At 42.0% G+C, this 15,223-nt stretch carries 13 protein-coding genes; 10 read left to right on the top strand and 3 right to left on the bottom strand.

Going from position 1 to position 15,223, the window contains the following annotated elements; all coding sequences use genetic code 11:
- The first annotated feature begins 1,018 nt into the window (after positions 1 to 1,018).
- From csrA to ACJJIN_RS09610, 3 genes are all read left to right on the top strand, one after another.
- The gene (gene csrA / locus ACJJIN_RS09620; protein WP_444893306.1) at positions 1,019 to 1,198 is read left to right on the top strand and encodes a carbon storage regulator CsrA; all 180 of its coding nucleotides are present in this window, start codon (positions 1,019 to 1,021) and stop codon (positions 1,196 to 1,198) included.
- Positions 1,199 to 2,286: 1,088 nt separating this feature from the next.
- Positions 2,287 to 2,685, top strand: a complete 399-nt coding sequence (locus ACJJIN_RS09615; RefSeq protein WP_444897878.1) for a hypothetical protein — start codon at positions 2,287 to 2,289, stop codon at positions 2,683 to 2,685.
- 66 nt (positions 2,686 to 2,751) lie between these two features.
- Complete coding sequence (locus ACJJIN_RS09610; protein ID WP_444897877.1) at positions 2,752 to 3,279, top strand: hypothetical protein; 528 nt, start codon at positions 2,752 to 2,754, stop codon at positions 3,277 to 3,279.
- A gap of 121 nt (positions 3,280 to 3,400) precedes the next feature.
- Here the strand turns inward: ACJJIN_RS09610 and ACJJIN_RS09605 are convergent, their stop codons facing one another.
- Positions 3,401 to 3,691 carry a transposase gene (locus ACJJIN_RS09605; protein WP_444897876.1) on the bottom strand — a complete coding sequence of 97 codons (291 nt, stop codon included), beginning with the start codon at positions 3,689 to 3,691 and terminating at the stop codon, positions 3,401 to 3,403.
- Positions 3,692 to 3,988: 297 nt separating this feature from the next.
- A complete protein-coding gene (locus tag ACJJIN_RS09600; RefSeq protein WP_444897875.1) occupies positions 3,989 to 4,276 on the bottom strand; it encodes a hypothetical protein in 288 nt (95 codons plus the stop codon).
- 1,183 nt (positions 4,277 to 5,459) lie between these two features.
- On the opposite strand from ACJJIN_RS09600, the gene ACJJIN_RS09595 reads away from it, so the two are divergent.
- From ACJJIN_RS09595 to ACJJIN_RS09580, 4 genes are all read left to right on the top strand, one after another.
- On the top strand, positions 5,460 to 5,639 hold the full coding sequence (locus tag ACJJIN_RS09595) for an IS3 family transposase (protein WP_444897874.1): 180 nt from the start codon (positions 5,460 to 5,462) through the stop codon (positions 5,637 to 5,639).
- Between the two features lie 88 nt (positions 5,640 to 5,727).
- Positions 5,728 to 6,276: a hypothetical protein gene (locus ACJJIN_RS09590; RefSeq protein WP_444897873.1), complete on the top strand. Its 549-nt coding sequence runs from the start codon at positions 5,728 to 5,730 to the stop codon at positions 6,274 to 6,276.
- Between the two features lie 921 nt (positions 6,277 to 7,197).
- On the top strand, positions 7,198 to 7,548 hold the full coding sequence (locus ACJJIN_RS09585) for a hypothetical protein (protein WP_444897872.1): 351 nt from the start codon (positions 7,198 to 7,200) through the stop codon (positions 7,546 to 7,548).
- A 403-nt stretch (positions 7,549 to 7,951) separates the two neighbouring features.
- Positions 7,952 to 8,308 carry a hypothetical protein gene (locus tag ACJJIN_RS09580; RefSeq protein WP_444897871.1) on the top strand — a complete coding sequence of 119 codons (357 nt, stop codon included), beginning with the start codon at positions 7,952 to 7,954 and terminating at the stop codon, positions 8,306 to 8,308.
- A gap of 623 nt (positions 8,309 to 8,931) precedes the next feature.
- On the opposite strand, the gene ACJJIN_RS09575 is transcribed toward ACJJIN_RS09580, so the two are convergent.
- The gene (locus ACJJIN_RS09575; RefSeq protein ID WP_413662643.1) at positions 8,932 to 9,519 is read right to left on the bottom strand and encodes a hypothetical protein; all 588 of its coding nucleotides are present in this window, start codon (positions 9,517 to 9,519) and stop codon (positions 8,932 to 8,934) included.
- A gap of 1,290 nt (positions 9,520 to 10,809) precedes the next feature.
- Between ACJJIN_RS09575 and ACJJIN_RS09570 the strand changes: the two genes are divergently transcribed.
- From ACJJIN_RS09570 to ACJJIN_RS09560, 3 genes are all read left to right on the top strand, one after another.
- On the top strand, positions 10,810 to 10,992 hold the full coding sequence (locus ACJJIN_RS09570; protein ID WP_444897870.1) for a hypothetical protein: 183 nt from the start codon (positions 10,810 to 10,812) through the stop codon (positions 10,990 to 10,992).
- Between the two features lie 30 nt (positions 10,993 to 11,022).
- Complete coding sequence (locus tag ACJJIN_RS09565; RefSeq protein ID WP_444897869.1) at positions 11,023 to 11,934, top strand: manganese-dependent inorganic pyrophosphatase; 912 nt, start codon at positions 11,023 to 11,025, stop codon at positions 11,932 to 11,934.
- Positions 11,935 to 13,359: 1,425 nt separating this feature from the next.
- Positions 13,360 to 15,186 carry a DUF885 domain-containing protein gene (locus tag ACJJIN_RS09560; RefSeq protein ID WP_444897868.1) on the top strand — a complete coding sequence of 609 codons (1,827 nt, stop codon included), beginning with the start codon at positions 13,360 to 13,362 and terminating at the stop codon, positions 15,184 to 15,186.
- Positions 15,187 to 15,223: the final 37 nt, after the last annotated feature.

The raw sequence follows: 15,223 nt of genomic DNA, 5'->3' as shown, positions 1-15,223 counted from the left end.
AGCTTCCTTCAAGCGCTCACCACCAATAAATAAAGTAGAGCTTTGGGTTGCTCACTAGATACGACTGTGCGAATGCGCTGTTGAGTACAAGTGTAATCAGAGTCTTCAATATCTTGGCAATACTGGTAAGGAGAGAGCTAAGCCTGGAATTTAAAATGACCTCACCAGCGGCTACTTGTACGGTTGGTTTTAACCCAAAATAACCAAGCAATAGCACTAATGTGGAGAGGTGACTTGCAAGGTGGTAACTCCATGCTGAACTCAATATTTATCCCTACAACGGAATCCCGTTCCTCCAGTATTTAACAAAGGAGTGTGGATACGAGTTTAAAACTAATGAGCCAATAAAATCATTAGTGAATTTTCACATTCCCCGGTTTTGCCTTTAGTTAGTCATGTGATTGAGAATGTTGCTCTTTAATATTTTAAGAAAAGCATAGGGTGAATTTCAATGTGAATTGAGTTTTCCAATGGTTGATTGAGATTTCCTTAGTCAAAAATAACTAAAATATAGGCGCGAAAATTATCCTATTGGAATTTATTCAGTTTGTTTCGCTCTCAAAGCTGCGTAAAATCGATAGATATTTTTGGTATTTTGGCCGTAATTGAGCGAGCCAATTAAAAAGGCTTCAGAAGTTTAAAGGATTTTGGAAGCTCCGATAGAGCCGAGAATTTTCTAAAAGACCCATCCCCTCAAAGGAGAACGGTAGCGTGACGTAAGAGTAAGTAAAAGGCGCTGACCCAAGGTGCTAGGAACACCCGGGGCCAGCTAACCAAATTGATACGTAGACTATCAAAGTGGCTATATGCATAGTACGCTAGAAACCCGCTCGTCTTCAATAAAGTGGAGTACATTCAGCAGCTTGGGGCCGGTTCCCAAGCGCTGGAAGCCTAGCGCCCGCCTTTTCCTCTTCTCTGCCTACCGCCCCCGCGCACCACCCCACATTTCCTCCAAACGTTAAGCCCAAGCTTCCCCATCCCGGAAGCGCCCAAACTTTGACCATCGAAGGAAATAAGTATGTTGATCTTAAAGCGACGGACAGGTGAACTTCTGAGGATTGGAGCAAATGTCTCAGTCACAGTGCTGGAGGTGAAAGGCAATCAAGTGAAGATAGGCATAAGCGCACCCAAATCACTCCCCATCCACCGTGAAGAAATCTATGTGCGGATCAAAAAGCAGCAGCGAGCAAAGGCCTGAATATCCTAAAAAGGGTAGGGCGACTTGAGGCACCCAATAATTGAAAGCGGGATTCCAAGAAGAATCATTGCGCCTCTGTTAGTAAGGCGATATACGCGCACTGATTCGAATGCCTCTTGGATGCCAAAGGTGACTAGGTAGCGAACTAGGAGTGACCGTGCTAATGTCTTGGAGGTGTTTAACAAGCAGACCCTCTTATCCGACAGGAAGAGAGGGTAAGCAAGCCTTGCCAGCGTCATAAGATGTGTACTCAATGCTTGGCTTGCTATACACAGATCCTCCAGATGAATGTCGCCGAGCCCACCAGCTGCTTCAAGCAGCCTTCAGGATTGCGCTGAAGGCAGACTCTACACTAAGTGAAGATGCCTAGCCTTTTGATGAAGGAGGTATATTTCTGTCAATGCTCCCTAGCTCTTGTGTACTGAGTCAGTGATTAATCTAGCTGCCAGCAATGGAGGTTCCACTTTTGAAGGAATCTATGCTTTGGTTTTTCTGCTCCTCGCAGCTCATCCTTTCCTGAATGGAGCCTCAAGCGGCTCGCCTACCCTGCAAAGTGCCCCTCCATATCTCTAGATTTCAATCCAACACACTTTTTCGAACCTGTATAGCCAGCCCCGCAGAATCGTTATTGCTACTTACAAGGGTGGTAGTAACGGAAGCCCTGTTGACGCCAGGTGATAAAAATCAGGAGATCAATAAGGTTGGGGGAGTGAGAGGGCAGATGTGACTAGCTAGTATAACCCTCAGATTATAAACTTTTGGCTATCCAAATTGGCTAATACCGAACGAAAAGTGTACAGCTGTACAATCTATAACAAAAATCAGCGATAGCTGCTCCTATTTCTAGGTGAAACTCAGTAACTCATTGATACTTAAAGGGTTCAAAAGTTGATGTAAAGCAGAGAAAATACGGAATTGTAAAGACGCTGCTTTGTATTTATTTTTGCGTATTAACACAAATTTACGATAACTTATTGGTTTTTTAAGTCTTCAGAGGAAGTGGAGTATAGAAATATAAAGCAGGGTGATATAAGGAAGTTTCTTTTAAATTAACTGTTATACGTCTTTGAAGTGAAGGAAAGTTCTAATTGAAACTGATAGGAAAAGAAAAGTTTAAGCAATGGAAAGAAGAGCGGAGTATCCCTGAAGATGTCCGTTTCGGTACGAGCAGAGCTTATTACGGTCTGTGTTTTCGTTCTAGACCAGGTGCATTGTATGTAGATCGAGAATCGATCGTACATTGGTCCTATAGTCCGAATGATTGCTCGGCGGCAATGTTTGAAAAGGAAATAAAAATCGCCATTCCACTTGAATGTATCAAGTCTGTAGAAATAGAAAACTTGAGTTTCTGGTGGAAAATAGCGTTTATGGGCGCTAAATGGGTTGTAAGAATTGAGACCGATTCGGATAAGCATGAAGTAGTTCTTTATGACGATCCATCAGATCTTATGGCCCCGATAAAAACAACCAGTCCGCGGGCCCAATAACAAGTTTAGGCTGGCGACGCCCTAGCGTGCACACGCTGCTAAAATCGTTAACCCTCAAGGAGAGTCATGAGGCATCTACTGAAAATAATCGTTATTTCTTCGTTGTTATCTGCCCAAGGGGCATTGGCGTGCTCATTTAGCGGCTCTGATTTATTCAAGCCCACTTTAAAGCAATGGGAGCAACACCCTGGTCCAGCTCAAAAGGGAGAGAAAGGAGACTATTGGGAGCAAGTTCCTGCTCCTATCGTTAGAGTATCTGGCATCACCAGAGGTTCAAGCGCACCGGGAAGCTCCTGTTCTGATGCTGGCACTTTGTCTCTGGAAATCTCCCTCCCCAAAGAATCCACATACTCAATCGAAGAGTTTGGCATTTATTTCCGAGTTAAAAACGGAGTTCTGCCAGATGCTATTTTCCCGGACTTACCCGTGGTCGGAGCAATTGAAAACGGCAAGAGTAATATCTTATTTGCGTGGCTGGATGGGCACCCATCTCATCAAATCGCGCTTGATTTAGAAATTGAGGTATTTCTTGTTACCAACGGCCTAAACGTTGGTCCATCAAGTGTTTTTACCGTCAAAGCGGGCAAGGGTTAACAAGTGACTATGGTTGCCAATCAAGTTATTAAGCCATACTTTCATCCCTGTAAGTGTTATTTTTCACCATCGTATTCAGGATCGTAATCTGCTTTCTTATGCTGGCAATTAGAGCGACCCTTTAAATTTGCCAGCATTTATACATCGGCTTTAGTTTGGGATGATGCTGTATGGCCGGCCTGATGGAAACAAACAGAATCGTGCGTACACAATGCCTTCCGCCCCGAATGTATCTCTTTCCCTGGAAGCTGACGCTAGCACGGTTAATCGGTGCGACACCTACAAGTGCAGCGATTTCTTTACGGTTCAATTCTCCGAGCTCAGGAAGTTCACTCATCAGCGTATAAGCCAATACATTTCCGACTCCTTTAGGGTTCAACAATAGGTCGCGCCTTTGCTGCCACTCAGACACACTGTTATCCAGTTTTTTTGTTGATACCTTGTAACTCTTTTCTAATGGTGCTTAAAATGGTCTGGATAGGTTTGTGCACTGATCTAGGCATCCGCTGAAGCCGACTCTTTTGCATTGTGCTCATCTCTATGCACTGGCTTCTTGCAGATCAGTAAGTCACTGATCTCCCTAAGTTTTTCTGGTTTTAGCGTCGACAACCTTGGCTTCATGGCCTCACCACAATGTGCAATATCTATTGCATCTAGCTTTGTTAGTCTAGGCGAGGCGACCTGCGGATTTAGCGAAGTTTCTTATCTGCTAAGAACTGCAAACAACAACAGGTAATCCAGCTTTGTCGGCGGCGTAAACAAAATGTAACTCGAGTCTTCCCGTGGACTCTATTAATACTCTTTGAGGTTTAATCGGTTGTAGTTGTTTAATGGCATCCTTATTGCCGTTTTCATTATCGGCAACACTAAAAAACTGACCAGTAGGTCTTACATAAATATCGAGCTGTTTACTGCTGGTGTCGATACCGACATTGATATCTTGAGGTTCTATAAGATAAGCTATTTCCGCCTTGCTATTCAGGCTCGAGGCCCACATGACTATCTGAGTTATGCCTAGTGAGTGTTTGTCACGTTCCTACTTGTTATAAACCTGTGCAGCGACGAACGGTGACAAACAAGGCCTTCGGTGGCCGCCGAAGGTAGGTCTCAATTTACCCGTTAGCGAAAAAGATTTTCAACATCAGAATCGATCAAGAACAACCATACAAACGCAAGCAGTTTGCTGCGGCCCTTCGGGCCTCCGCGGGAGTTATGATTTTTTATGCCTAGAAAGATACAAAGAATAGGATTAAGGCACTATGGAGCTAAGACGGTTGAGTTGAATAGTTCCGTAGATTGGGAGTCAGTGGTAACCGAGGTTTTCATTGGTTTTCTGCTTGGAGTCTTCGCTTATATGGGGTATGTAGGTGGAATTCTATTGCTCTTTGTCCCGTGCTTCATCGGATCAGTTATATGCTTCTGCACAGTGATAAGAAGTGCTGTGTTGTATTCCTGTAAGAAATCTAAAAAGAAGCGTGCTGATGGCCCAACTTCATAACAAGCGGCTCAAGTACACAGGCTTCGTCTGCCGGGCTCGCTGCTGGGCGTTGTGCTCACAAGGAAAGCGAGTGAAGAGAGCCCCGATATTTATTTTAATATTCCTCATTCTTGTGCAAGCGGGTTGTACAACGAAATCACAAACTAAGCCTCCACTGGGAAAGAGTGCGTTTAAACGGGAGTTTCTTACAGATTGCAAAGGCATAAAAACAATCTACGAGGGGCACAATAGCTCAGGCTACTATTTTGAGGGCAATAGCGGCGGAGCGATCACAAAACACTCAATTAGCTTGTCAGAAATGGCATCGTGGCTCAAAGAGTGTGGAATTGATCCAAGTAGCGTAAGCCAAATAATAGAGTAGCAATAATGTCAGCATTGCATAACAAGCGAAGTTGCACCGCCCACTACATGGGTTGGACAGTTTTTCAGCAGCTTCGCTGCTTCAAATCTGCCGCTGTTTGCGGCGTTATGTACAAGACTTACCCACGCTTGGTAGACACCCTGTATAGTTAGGTTTAGACCTATTGCAGATGATCGATGAATTGGCACGTCGTGCATTGGAAATGGCTCTAGAGCGACGATAAATAAAGCCTGGACTAATAGTTCGCTCTGACAGGGGGGGGGGCAATATCGGTCGCAGAAATGCTAGTATCTCTTGTCTGAAAGCAAGTGCAAGCCGAGTATGAGTCGCCAGGCTAACTGTTGGGATAATACGGCAATGAAATCATTCTTTAGCAGGCTAAAAGTCGAGCTGGTCTATGCCGGAACATTCGAAAGAGAAGGGCAAGCAAAATCTGAGGTGTTTGAATACATTGAGATTTCTACAGTAGGGTTCGTAAGCACTCTGCATTGGGCTGTGTAAGTCCAGCAGAGTATGAGCGAAAATACGTATAGTTGGAGAGTCTACTTTTTGTGGGCAAGCCCAGTCTCAGGCAACGACCAAGAAACTCATGAGTAAATACGAAAAATCCATTAAATTATTTGGCGATTATTTATTCGAGTCAAAATTTGATAAAGACAATGCAGAAAAAGATTTTTTGTATATGTACTTCTACTCGAAAAAATTTTCTAGATTGATGGCCCTACTTTTTGGAGAACAGAGCTCTCCATTTTGGGGTTACCTCCCAAGGAAGCTTAGAGAAGACAAGGATGGATGTCTGGCATTTGCCTCTCCTATTATCGAGAAAAGTAATACTAAAAGTGGGGAAGTTTTTATTAATTCGGGAGAGGAGATCGACATTGAGGAGTATTTCAGTGTTGTTCACTCTATCGATTCACCTAATAAATTACTCACACACTTATTTAAATTTGACAAAAATATGGTGGGGGTAATAGAGAGGTATTGGGTGTTTCTATATCTCTGTTGTGAATCTGGTCTATCGGAAGCCGCTAGGATGTTAACTGATGTGGAAATCCAGTATCGAAATCGCTGGGGAAGTGCGAAAGAACTTGATGAGTATATAGTTAAAGAGTTTATAGAAATATATGAAAAAACATAACAAGCTGATGTAATTTGCTCTGGGTCTTCGCCCCTCCATGGGATAAAGCCTCCCCCCTACTGAGTAGATGCTTACCATTTTGAATTGGGTAGGCGTCTACTCAATACGAGAGAGTTTTCAGGGGGTAATTACATGACAAGCCCAAATTCCAGAGGCTCATCATCATTCGAAATGAAGGCCGTGGATATGAAATGTTACAAATTTTACTCAGCCTTCTAACGCGATTCTTTATAGAAAACGGCAATCGCGGCGGTAGATGTTCGAGGGTGAGCTAGATTAGCAAAGAGTAATTAAGATGAGGTGACTGTATTGATCTATGCCATGTACCCAAATTCTATTTAGTCGGCTTTAAATTTGTTGCACTGCCTGACTAATTCCTAAAAGCCTGGAGGCGGCTTTCAAAATCCCGGTTAAATGCAGCCTTGATGGTGTGAGATACCAAGCCGCTTTGGGTGGGAGGCGTGCGTTCGATAACATAGCCTCGATTTCTAAGATCTGAATGCCGACGACTCCAGCCCGGGAGTCTCAAATAGTTGTCCAATTGAAAAGGCAACGCTTTCGGCGTATTCAAACGCTTACACGGGTTAATAGAAATAGGTATCTGGGCTGGTTGCCTTAGGCTGAGACACGAATACGTTGTTAAATCGAAGAGTAATTAGTGCCAATTGACATTGGTATGGGTAGAGTTAAGGCTTTTAAATGAAGCTGCGCAAGCAGGGATTACTCCTAGGTTGAAGTTATACATCTTAGTCAATTGCCTCTTGGAGTTGTATAGATGAAGGTTTGGGTCGATCTAATTTAGGTAGAAAAACCCACTCATCCCACAGCTATCTATTCGTTACATGAGTGCTATAGATGATGAAATATACATTGGATTGTTGTAATATTGAATTTATTTTTGATATTTAAAGGGGGTGAGTGTTGAAAAATTTTGCTTTTTCTCTGCTGCTGATGCTTGTAACTCCAAATGTATTTGCAGAACCTAGCTGGTCGTATGGCGAGATTGATTTACTTGAATCTTTTTCTGATTATGTGGTTGTAAGATGGACTGGGCCTAAAACTCAAGAGTGTGGTAGCGGCAGTCATGCGGTAAGATTTGATGCTGACTCTTTGGGTAATGAGGCAGCTTTTAACCGTGCTGTATCAATTGCAATGACAGCTCAAGTTAGCCAAAAGCCTATTCGTTTCAAGTTGGACGGATGCATTGGTGAAAAGCAAAAAGCCACTATAGTTCAGCTGTGTACCAATTCAGATTGCACTTACAATAGTTAAAATAGTTATTGCAAAGAATACCCTTGTGTTCTTAAGCGCATGGGTATTCCCCCCCCCCCCTCCCTCACACAAACACAATTAAAGTCATAAATTATCGCTAATTTACAATTGAAGGGGAAATGCATACAAGTTGTTTTTGCTCTATTTAGGTTTGTTTCTTGTTTTGGCGTTATGAGTAGGTAAGTGTTAAAGTTACATTTATTCTCTTATACACTATCTTCCGTGGGTATTGTACGGCCTGAGCTAAAAAGCAGAGGGTAGATGGCATCTAATTGCTCCATAGGTAAAGGCAGGGTAATGAATTTAGTGGGGGTTCTCAGTCGATAATGGTAGTATTTTATTACCAATACTTTCTTTTATTGCATGAAGGTTAATTTATTTAAATAAACGGAAGGGAGCTCCAATGAAGGATTTAATCTTTTCAGCTATGTTGGTGATATCTTGCCCTATATCGGTGTACGGCGACTGTAGCGGTGTGTGGAATATCAGTGGTAATGTATATGTAGAGGGAGTTGAGTTTCAGAAAAAAGAGCACGCTGGTGAGATGTTCTGCTATGTGGAGTTTTATTACGATAGTGGGGGTTATTTGCCAGATAACTATATTCTCGAAGAATGCCATATCGGTGAAACGGTACTAGATTGGAGGGGGGAAGCAAAGGCCCTAATTACATTGATAATGATAAGCAAGGAGCCAGATGCAAAGGGAGATTATGGAATCAGGAGAAAGCAAGCGTACACCTATCATCATTGTATTAATTAGAAAAGTAGTTTATTGGCATCTATGGATTGGAAAGGGGTGTCAGTTGTACGGCAAGCCTATACTCTGAAGGATTTTTATTTGCGAATAATAAACAAGGAAAAAGTGCTGGCAATTTGTACTCAGGTTTTAAAGTTTAATGTTTAACTAGAGGGATGGTGGTCGCCTATGTCGTGAGCTCAAAATTTATTGAGCTGGCTATAAGCTTGTTGCAGTACCCCCTCCGATCCCGTAAAACCTTTAAAGTAATCTTCAAAGTTTAGGCTGATAGAAGACCAGCATTTGGATGATGCATTAATCCACCCTGGAATAAATGGAATATTTTTAGCCGTGTGATTTTTCCTGAAATCTAAATTGCGATCCTTCTTTTTGGAGGCTACATACAGATAATTCTATGGGTTAAGCAAGCGTGGTTTCGCGAAGAGAATAGAAACCACTTTATGCCGTTACACCCAAAGCTTCCGAACACTGGAGGTGCTCGGTTCAAACTTGAAACTTGAGACGGTAACAGCTGGCGATCCATTTTTTAGATCGCCTGGAGAAATACATCCGCTTATAACTGTCTAGCGTATGCTGAGTTTTGGGCGCTCTACCTGATGTTTATACTTATCTTAAATTGATAACTATTAAGAAAAGGTCACTGCACGCTCATTCAAATCATAATATTTGGTATTAACCTTAATCTTGACAGAGCTGCCAGTAGCGTCAAACCAACCAAGGTACCCAGTAACCTCTAGGCTTTTATGGGTAGTGGCCATCGCCTCACGTAAACGCTGTGCCCAGGGCCTTAGCCTCTCACCGTCATAACCTGACCCGCAAGCACAGAGATGTAGGTCAACAAAACTACCAGGCAAACCTTCTTTAACCAAAGTAGCTGCTAGTTGCGTCGGGGTATAGGTTTTCCATTCTCCACCCTGCCACGACTCTACGCCTCTCTCGAAAACTTTGGTTTGTTTATTCTTACCGTTATTGCGTTGAGCACCAATTTGCTCACCGTCACCAGCGCCAGTACCATGAGAAACAATATAAAGAGTATCTCCAGATTTGAGGCTACTGAGACACTTATCAATCCAGCGGTACATAGACTTACCAATACCGGATGTAACCTTGTTGGCAAGAATATGATTCTTCGGAATACTCCATGCGCTCGCCATATTCTCCGCAAACTCTAGCATTTCTTCACTGTTTACCGGGAGGTAAATATATTTTGCCATTTCGACACCTTGTTATTATCACGGTGACAAGATTATAACACTAAGCTTCGTTCATAAATAATTATTCAGAGTATTGTGTGGTTAGTGAGAGTTGTCAGTTACACGGTAAGTGTCAGTTTCTGTGGATTATCATCTCTGGTTTAGAGGTAAGACACTTAAAATGCTGGGCGTTTGTGTTATAGCTTTAAAGGCTAGCTTTGGGATAAAACTTAAAGGGCTGTGGTGTCGGATGTATTGAGCAGGGCTAGACTAGCAGGAAGTTGCTGAGAGGAAGTACTGGCGGCTAGCTATCCTGTATGCCCACGCTCATTGAGCTGGCTAAAGACCTTTGACACTGCCCTCAATGATCTCACCCAGCAAGCGGTCTGCGATTTTAAAATTACGGTTGAGATATGGCCGGCGTTGGGGGAGATAGCAAACTACCTCGGGATTGGAGGTCAGCTCTCAGACATGCAGCCCTATTTCTGGAAGATAAATACGGCCTGATCACTTGGCTGACAAACAGCAGATCAACTTGCAGTACACAAGTCAAATAATATCCATTAGAAGCTCGCTTTTCAGGGCGACAACTTCTTGTAGTTTTACCAATGTATAGTGGCTGAGGGTGCCGTTATGACAGTTTTGAGGTCTTAATTAGCGTCTGCCAATGAAGAATAACTTTGCAATCTATCCTCTTAAGGGGTGGCTCTTTGTTGATAGAAAGTACGATATTGTAGTGATTGTTCACTACAGCTTAGACTGTGGTATCAATGATAAAACTCCTATTACTTGTGTATACGGCTTTTAACCACACAGCACGCAGCAGGATGGGTAGTTATAAGGAAGTGTTGCATCAAGAAAAATCTCGGCGCGTCATAGCAGAGCCTCTGGCTAAACATATGCAGATAAACGTCCAGTGCTCTATAAGATCTTACTCGATTGTTAATGAGATTGGCGCTTGAGACTTTATGTTGGGAGGATATCCATAGACAACGGGTACCAATATCGCATTCTTTGTGTCAAACATAAAGCGAGTTAGGAAATGGGGCTTTTGAAGTTATGTACATATATGTTGCGGCATGCGACAAATTGCAAGGGTATAGTTAAGATGTATCAGACTTATCCCCTAAGTGTTTGCCCCTTGTCTATATTACGAATTGCTTATCTATTCATGGGGGGGCGACTAACAGTATTGTGATCGGATTAATATTCAGGCGAATGAAAGTTCGGTATGGATGGAAGCTACTTATGCGATCGGCAATTTATTATACTTTTTATTGCTCTCTTGACAAATGACAGTGGAGGGAGCTGATGAGATATCCGGTTTCAGGTTTGCAAAAATTAGATGAATACCCTTCAGTTAGTTTCTCTGGCGTGCTTATAGGAGTTGTACTTTTACTGTTGGGGCTGATGGGCAGGGCATTAGGCGCACAGGAAATCAGTTCCTCAGCAGCAGGGCAAATTAAACTCGCTAACGGTATCGCTGTTAATTAGTTAAAGAAGGAGCTAGAAAGCAGCCAGAACTTGGTTTGGATTGGTCATAAAATTCCCGATACAGATTCCGTGAGCGGAAGCTTGCTCGCAGCCTTTATTTATGGAGGTGAACCAAGTATTCCGAGTAAAGTTAACCCGGAAACTCGCTTTGCAGTTGAGCGATGTAATGCGAGTGATCCAAAAATTATCGAGGATTTTTCAGGAAAGACTGTTGGACTGGTTGATTTCAACCAAAGCACTCAACTACCAGGCGGCATCGATCCAGACTCAATCGTGGCAATAATCGATCATCATGCAATTGGTGGGTCGCCAGTCAACATTCCAAATGTGATCAATATAGAAGTTAGACCCTGGGGATCAACTGCGACAATTTTAGCTGACCATGCACAGTTGCTTGGTATTGAGTTACCAGTGAATTTAGCATGTATGGGATTGGCTGCAATCCTCTCTGATACCGTGAATCTGACATCACCGACTACTACCGAATATGATAAAGCCTATGTTCAAAATTTGGCCAATAGAGCAGGTATAGATGATGTCAATAAATTTGCAGAGAATATGTTGCTGGCGAAATCTGATCTGGGTGGGTTTTCAGCTACGGACATTATTTTACTTGATTATAAGAATTTTGAGTTTGGAGGAAAGAAAGTCGGAATTGGTGTTGCTGAAACACTTATACCCCAGGAGTTGATCAATCGGAGGTATGAATTGAAGTCCGCTATGGAAGAGATTAAGAAAGAAAAAAATATCGATCACTTGATCTTTGCAATTGTCGACACTCGTGAAAATAGATCTTATCTCCTTTGGAGTGACGATCAAGACAAAGATGTTGTTGTTGCGGCTTTTGGAGATCAGGAGGTGGATGACATGGTTATTGCCGAGGGGGTGATCTCACGTAAGCGCCAAATTGGCCCTGCTATACAAAGAGCTCTAGAAAATTGAAAGGTTTATTTGTTTATTGAGTTCTCCAAAAATATTTTATTTCTGCGATGCTCATTCTTGGGTGATGATAAAATCGGGCGGGATCATTATCAAGAAAGAGAAGATGTCAGAAAAGCTGGAATAAAATTGGCTTATGCCAGGTGTGAGAATTTACTACAAGTAAAAAATGGAGTGCGGATAGTTTCGCTGGCGCCAGGATACCTCGATCGTCAACGACGATTCTGATTGAAATGGTTGGAGATCATCAAATATTTCGAGTACTTATAGGATTGTCCTTGGTAAGGTAAAGTCAATTGTGTGGGAGATAATGTTTCATGATAACTACCTCTATAACAATTTAGAATGTGTTGTAATTGATTCTTACCACTTCGCTTTTAAGTAAAAGTGGGTGGAAGTATTTATATGATTAGTAAGTAATTTATAGTTTTAGAAGGTTTTATTTTCTCAGGATAATTTCCCCCTTTAGATTGTTGAGTATATATTTCTAAAAATCTTATGGAGGTAAAGATGAGATCTGATATAGGCGATATCTGACTGTTGTTTCCATTGTTAAAGATGTACAGATGTGGGCGTGATAACAAGATTTTTAAATGTTTTATGCTGGGTTGAGTGAGATTGGAAGGCTTTGAATATTTTAGGCTTCCTCTCCAAAGAAATGTCTTCCCTGTACTTTTTGTATGTTTATGTTTGTTAGTAGGGGATAAAGCGGTAAAGCCCAGCGATAGTCTGGAGATATGATAAGTTCATTAAATTGTATTTCCTTGTTCATGTTGTGTGTACCAATTTTCCTTTCCCTAATACGAGTTTGGGTTCGTCAAAGTTTATGCTGCTCCAGAACTGGTACCTTTGATTCTTGGTATCTTAACTGCCAAAACAGGCCCCTAAAAAATCTTTTGGAGTTGTCAGAGTCACAAACACGGAGGTCTTACTACTGGATACGCTAACCTGAATCCTAAATAAAGAATCGGTTACTTCACAGTTAATGCAATCCCAAGGTATTATGGTAGATGTCGCAGTAGATCAAACAAAACCTTTGTTCCAAATTCAGGGGGCTGGACGATGATGGCATTACGGACATTAGAATAGTAGTTGGTGGTGGTACCAGTAATGGTTTTCGCGGATTAATCGCGATAGTTCTCAGGTTCTATTCCTCCAATATTCTGGAATGATTTATTAGTGAAGTGGCTTGGCGATATGATAGTTTTCTGGAGCCGGAGTCGAGAGGACAGTGGAAGATCCTACTTGGTAAGGCTTGAACTATTTGAGGCTTCAAGTCTCTCTTAAATCCATTGTTCTACCATGATCTATCTACAATATGCATTTTGTCGCTTTATTCGGTTTGTTTGGCGCATTATCTAGATCTAATGGTTGTGCTTTGTTTAAGAGCGTAGTGAAAATAGCGGCACAATTTAGGAGGATCTAATAATGATAAAAACAACAGCCAAGTGGGTTGGCGGGATGCTATTACTTGGAATGGTTGCAGTTTCAGTCTTTGCTGTAAATGCGATTTATTTTAAACCGTGGTCTATCAATGTGTATTTTGAAAGGGCCTTTATAAAAATCCAAAGTACCAGCCCGGAAACACTCTCAATTTTTCGTATGCTAGAACGATTTGGGATTGATGACCATAATGCTCATCTTGATGATGTTTCTGAAAAGATGGAGCTGCATGAGATACAGATAGTTAAGGATGAACTATCTACTTTAAGAAGCTATGATCGATCTAGCCTCGATGATCGGCAGGCAATTTTCTACGATATTCTGGAGTACTACCTGGAGAATCTTGTAGAAGGAGAGCGCTGGAGGCATCATAATTACCCTCTCAATCAAATGTTTGGTGTGCAAAATGCTCTTCCGGAGTTTCTCGTTGAATTGCATCAAATTAATAATGTCAAGGAAGCTGATTATTATCTCTCCCGCTTAAGTGAAGTAGATAGAAAGTTTTCTCAAGTATTGGATGGGTTGAAAATTCGGGAGCAGAAGAAAATCTTGCCTCCACGTTTTGTAATTGATCGTGTGTTGAGCGAAATGCAAGGATTTATTAACGTTCCTGTGCATGAAAACATACTCTATACCTCTCTGGAAAGGCGACTGGATACCCTTGAAACTCTGCCAGCCAAAGAACGTACACGCATTCTTGATAGAGGAAAAATATTAATTGAATCAGATGTCTATCCTGCATACGCAAGCTTGATCGCCTATTATCAAGAATTACAATATAAAGTTACAGAGAATAATGGCGTTTGGGCCCTTCCTGAAGGTGATGAATTTTATGCATATCAAACACGTATTCATACCACTACAAATCTGACTCCTGATGAATTGCACCATACAGGATTGATGGAAGTGGAACGTATAGAAGACGAAATGAAACAGATCTTTGCTTCTGTAGGTCTTGATACGGGTAGCATTAATACCCGTTTCTCTGCAATAAATAATGATCCTCGGTTTCTTTATGAAAATTCAGATAAGGGCCGTGAGCAGATTATCAAAGACTATCAATTGATTATCGATGAGATTAACGCAGGTATTGACGATTATTTCAATATAAAGCCAACTGCGGGTGTTGAAGTTAAGCGAATTGCGGAGTTCAAAGAACAAGGCGCACCTAAAGCATACTATATGCCCCCGGCAATTGATGGGTCTCGCGGAGGGGTGTTTTATGTAAACCTGCGCGATGTTCATGAAACAAAGAAATTTACCATGCGAACTTTGGCTTATCATGAGGCAATTCCAGGGCACCATTTTCAAGAGGCAATTGCAAAAGATTTAGAGGGATTGCCAACTTTTCTTAAAGCCGTATCAAATACAGCTTATGCGGATGGCTGGGCTCTTTATACAGAGAGGCTAGCCAAGGAGATTGGTTTTCAAGATGATCCCTATGATGATCTTGGGCGTTTACAAGATGAGATGCTTCGTGCTGTTCGTTTAGTGGTAGATACCGGTATACATCACAAGCGTTGGAGTCGAGAAGAGGCGATTGAATATATGGTGAAAACGACCGGTTTTCCGAGAACTGAAGTCACCACTGAGGTTGAGCGCTACTTCGTGATGCCGGGTCAGGCTGTAGCTTACAAAACTGGTATGTTGAAGATATTGGAGTTGCGAGAACGTGCTCGTCAAAAGTTAGGGAATAAATTTGATATACGTGAATTCCATGATGTGGTACTAACTAATGGTGCCGTACCACTGATGGTGTTAGAGCAACTAGTTGATCACTGGATTGTCACTAAGAAAGTCTATGAGAGTTAATAAAGAGGCATTTCAAGCGGTATTATTTGCTATTTAG

The sequence above is a fragment of the Microbulbifer maximicatervae (SeqCode) genome, assembly GCF_052467505.1.
Note: the sequence above shows the minus strand (reverse complement) of the source record. Positions and strands in the feature narration are given on the sequence as shown.

Excerpts from the sequence above, each read along its gene's own strand:
- ACJJIN_RS09575 (WP_413662643.1), bottom strand. The coding sequence starts at position 9,519 with ATGGCAAAATATATTTACCTCCCGGTAAACAGTGAAGAAATGCTAGAG.
- ACJJIN_RS09560 (WP_444897868.1), top strand. The coding sequence starts at position 13,360 with ATGATAAAAACAACAGCCAAGTGGGTTGGCGGGATGCTATTACTTGGA.
- ACJJIN_RS09610 (WP_444897877.1), top strand. The coding sequence starts at position 2,752 with ATGAGGCATCTACTGAAAATAATCGTTATTTCTTCGTTGTTATCTGCC.
- ACJJIN_RS09590 (WP_444897873.1), top strand. The coding sequence starts at position 5,728 with ATGAGTAAATACGAAAAATCCATTAAATTATTTGGCGATTATTTATTC.
- ACJJIN_RS09595 (WP_444897874.1), top strand. The coding sequence starts at position 5,460 with ATGAGTCGCCAGGCTAACTGTTGGGATAATACGGCAATGAAATCATTC.
- ACJJIN_RS09570 (WP_444897870.1), top strand. The coding sequence starts at position 10,810 with ATGAGATATCCGGTTTCAGGTTTGCAAAAATTAGATGAATACCCTTCA.
- csrA (WP_444893306.1), top strand. The coding sequence starts at position 1,019 with ATGTTGATCTTAAAGCGACGGACAGGTGAACTTCTGAGGATTGGAGCA.
- ACJJIN_RS09580 (WP_444897871.1), top strand. The coding sequence starts at position 7,952 with ATGAAGGATTTAATCTTTTCAGCTATGTTGGTGATATCTTGCCCTATA.
- ACJJIN_RS09600 (WP_444897875.1), bottom strand. The coding sequence starts at position 4,276 with ATGTGGGCCTCGAGCCTGAATAGCAAGGCGGAAATAGCTTATCTTATA.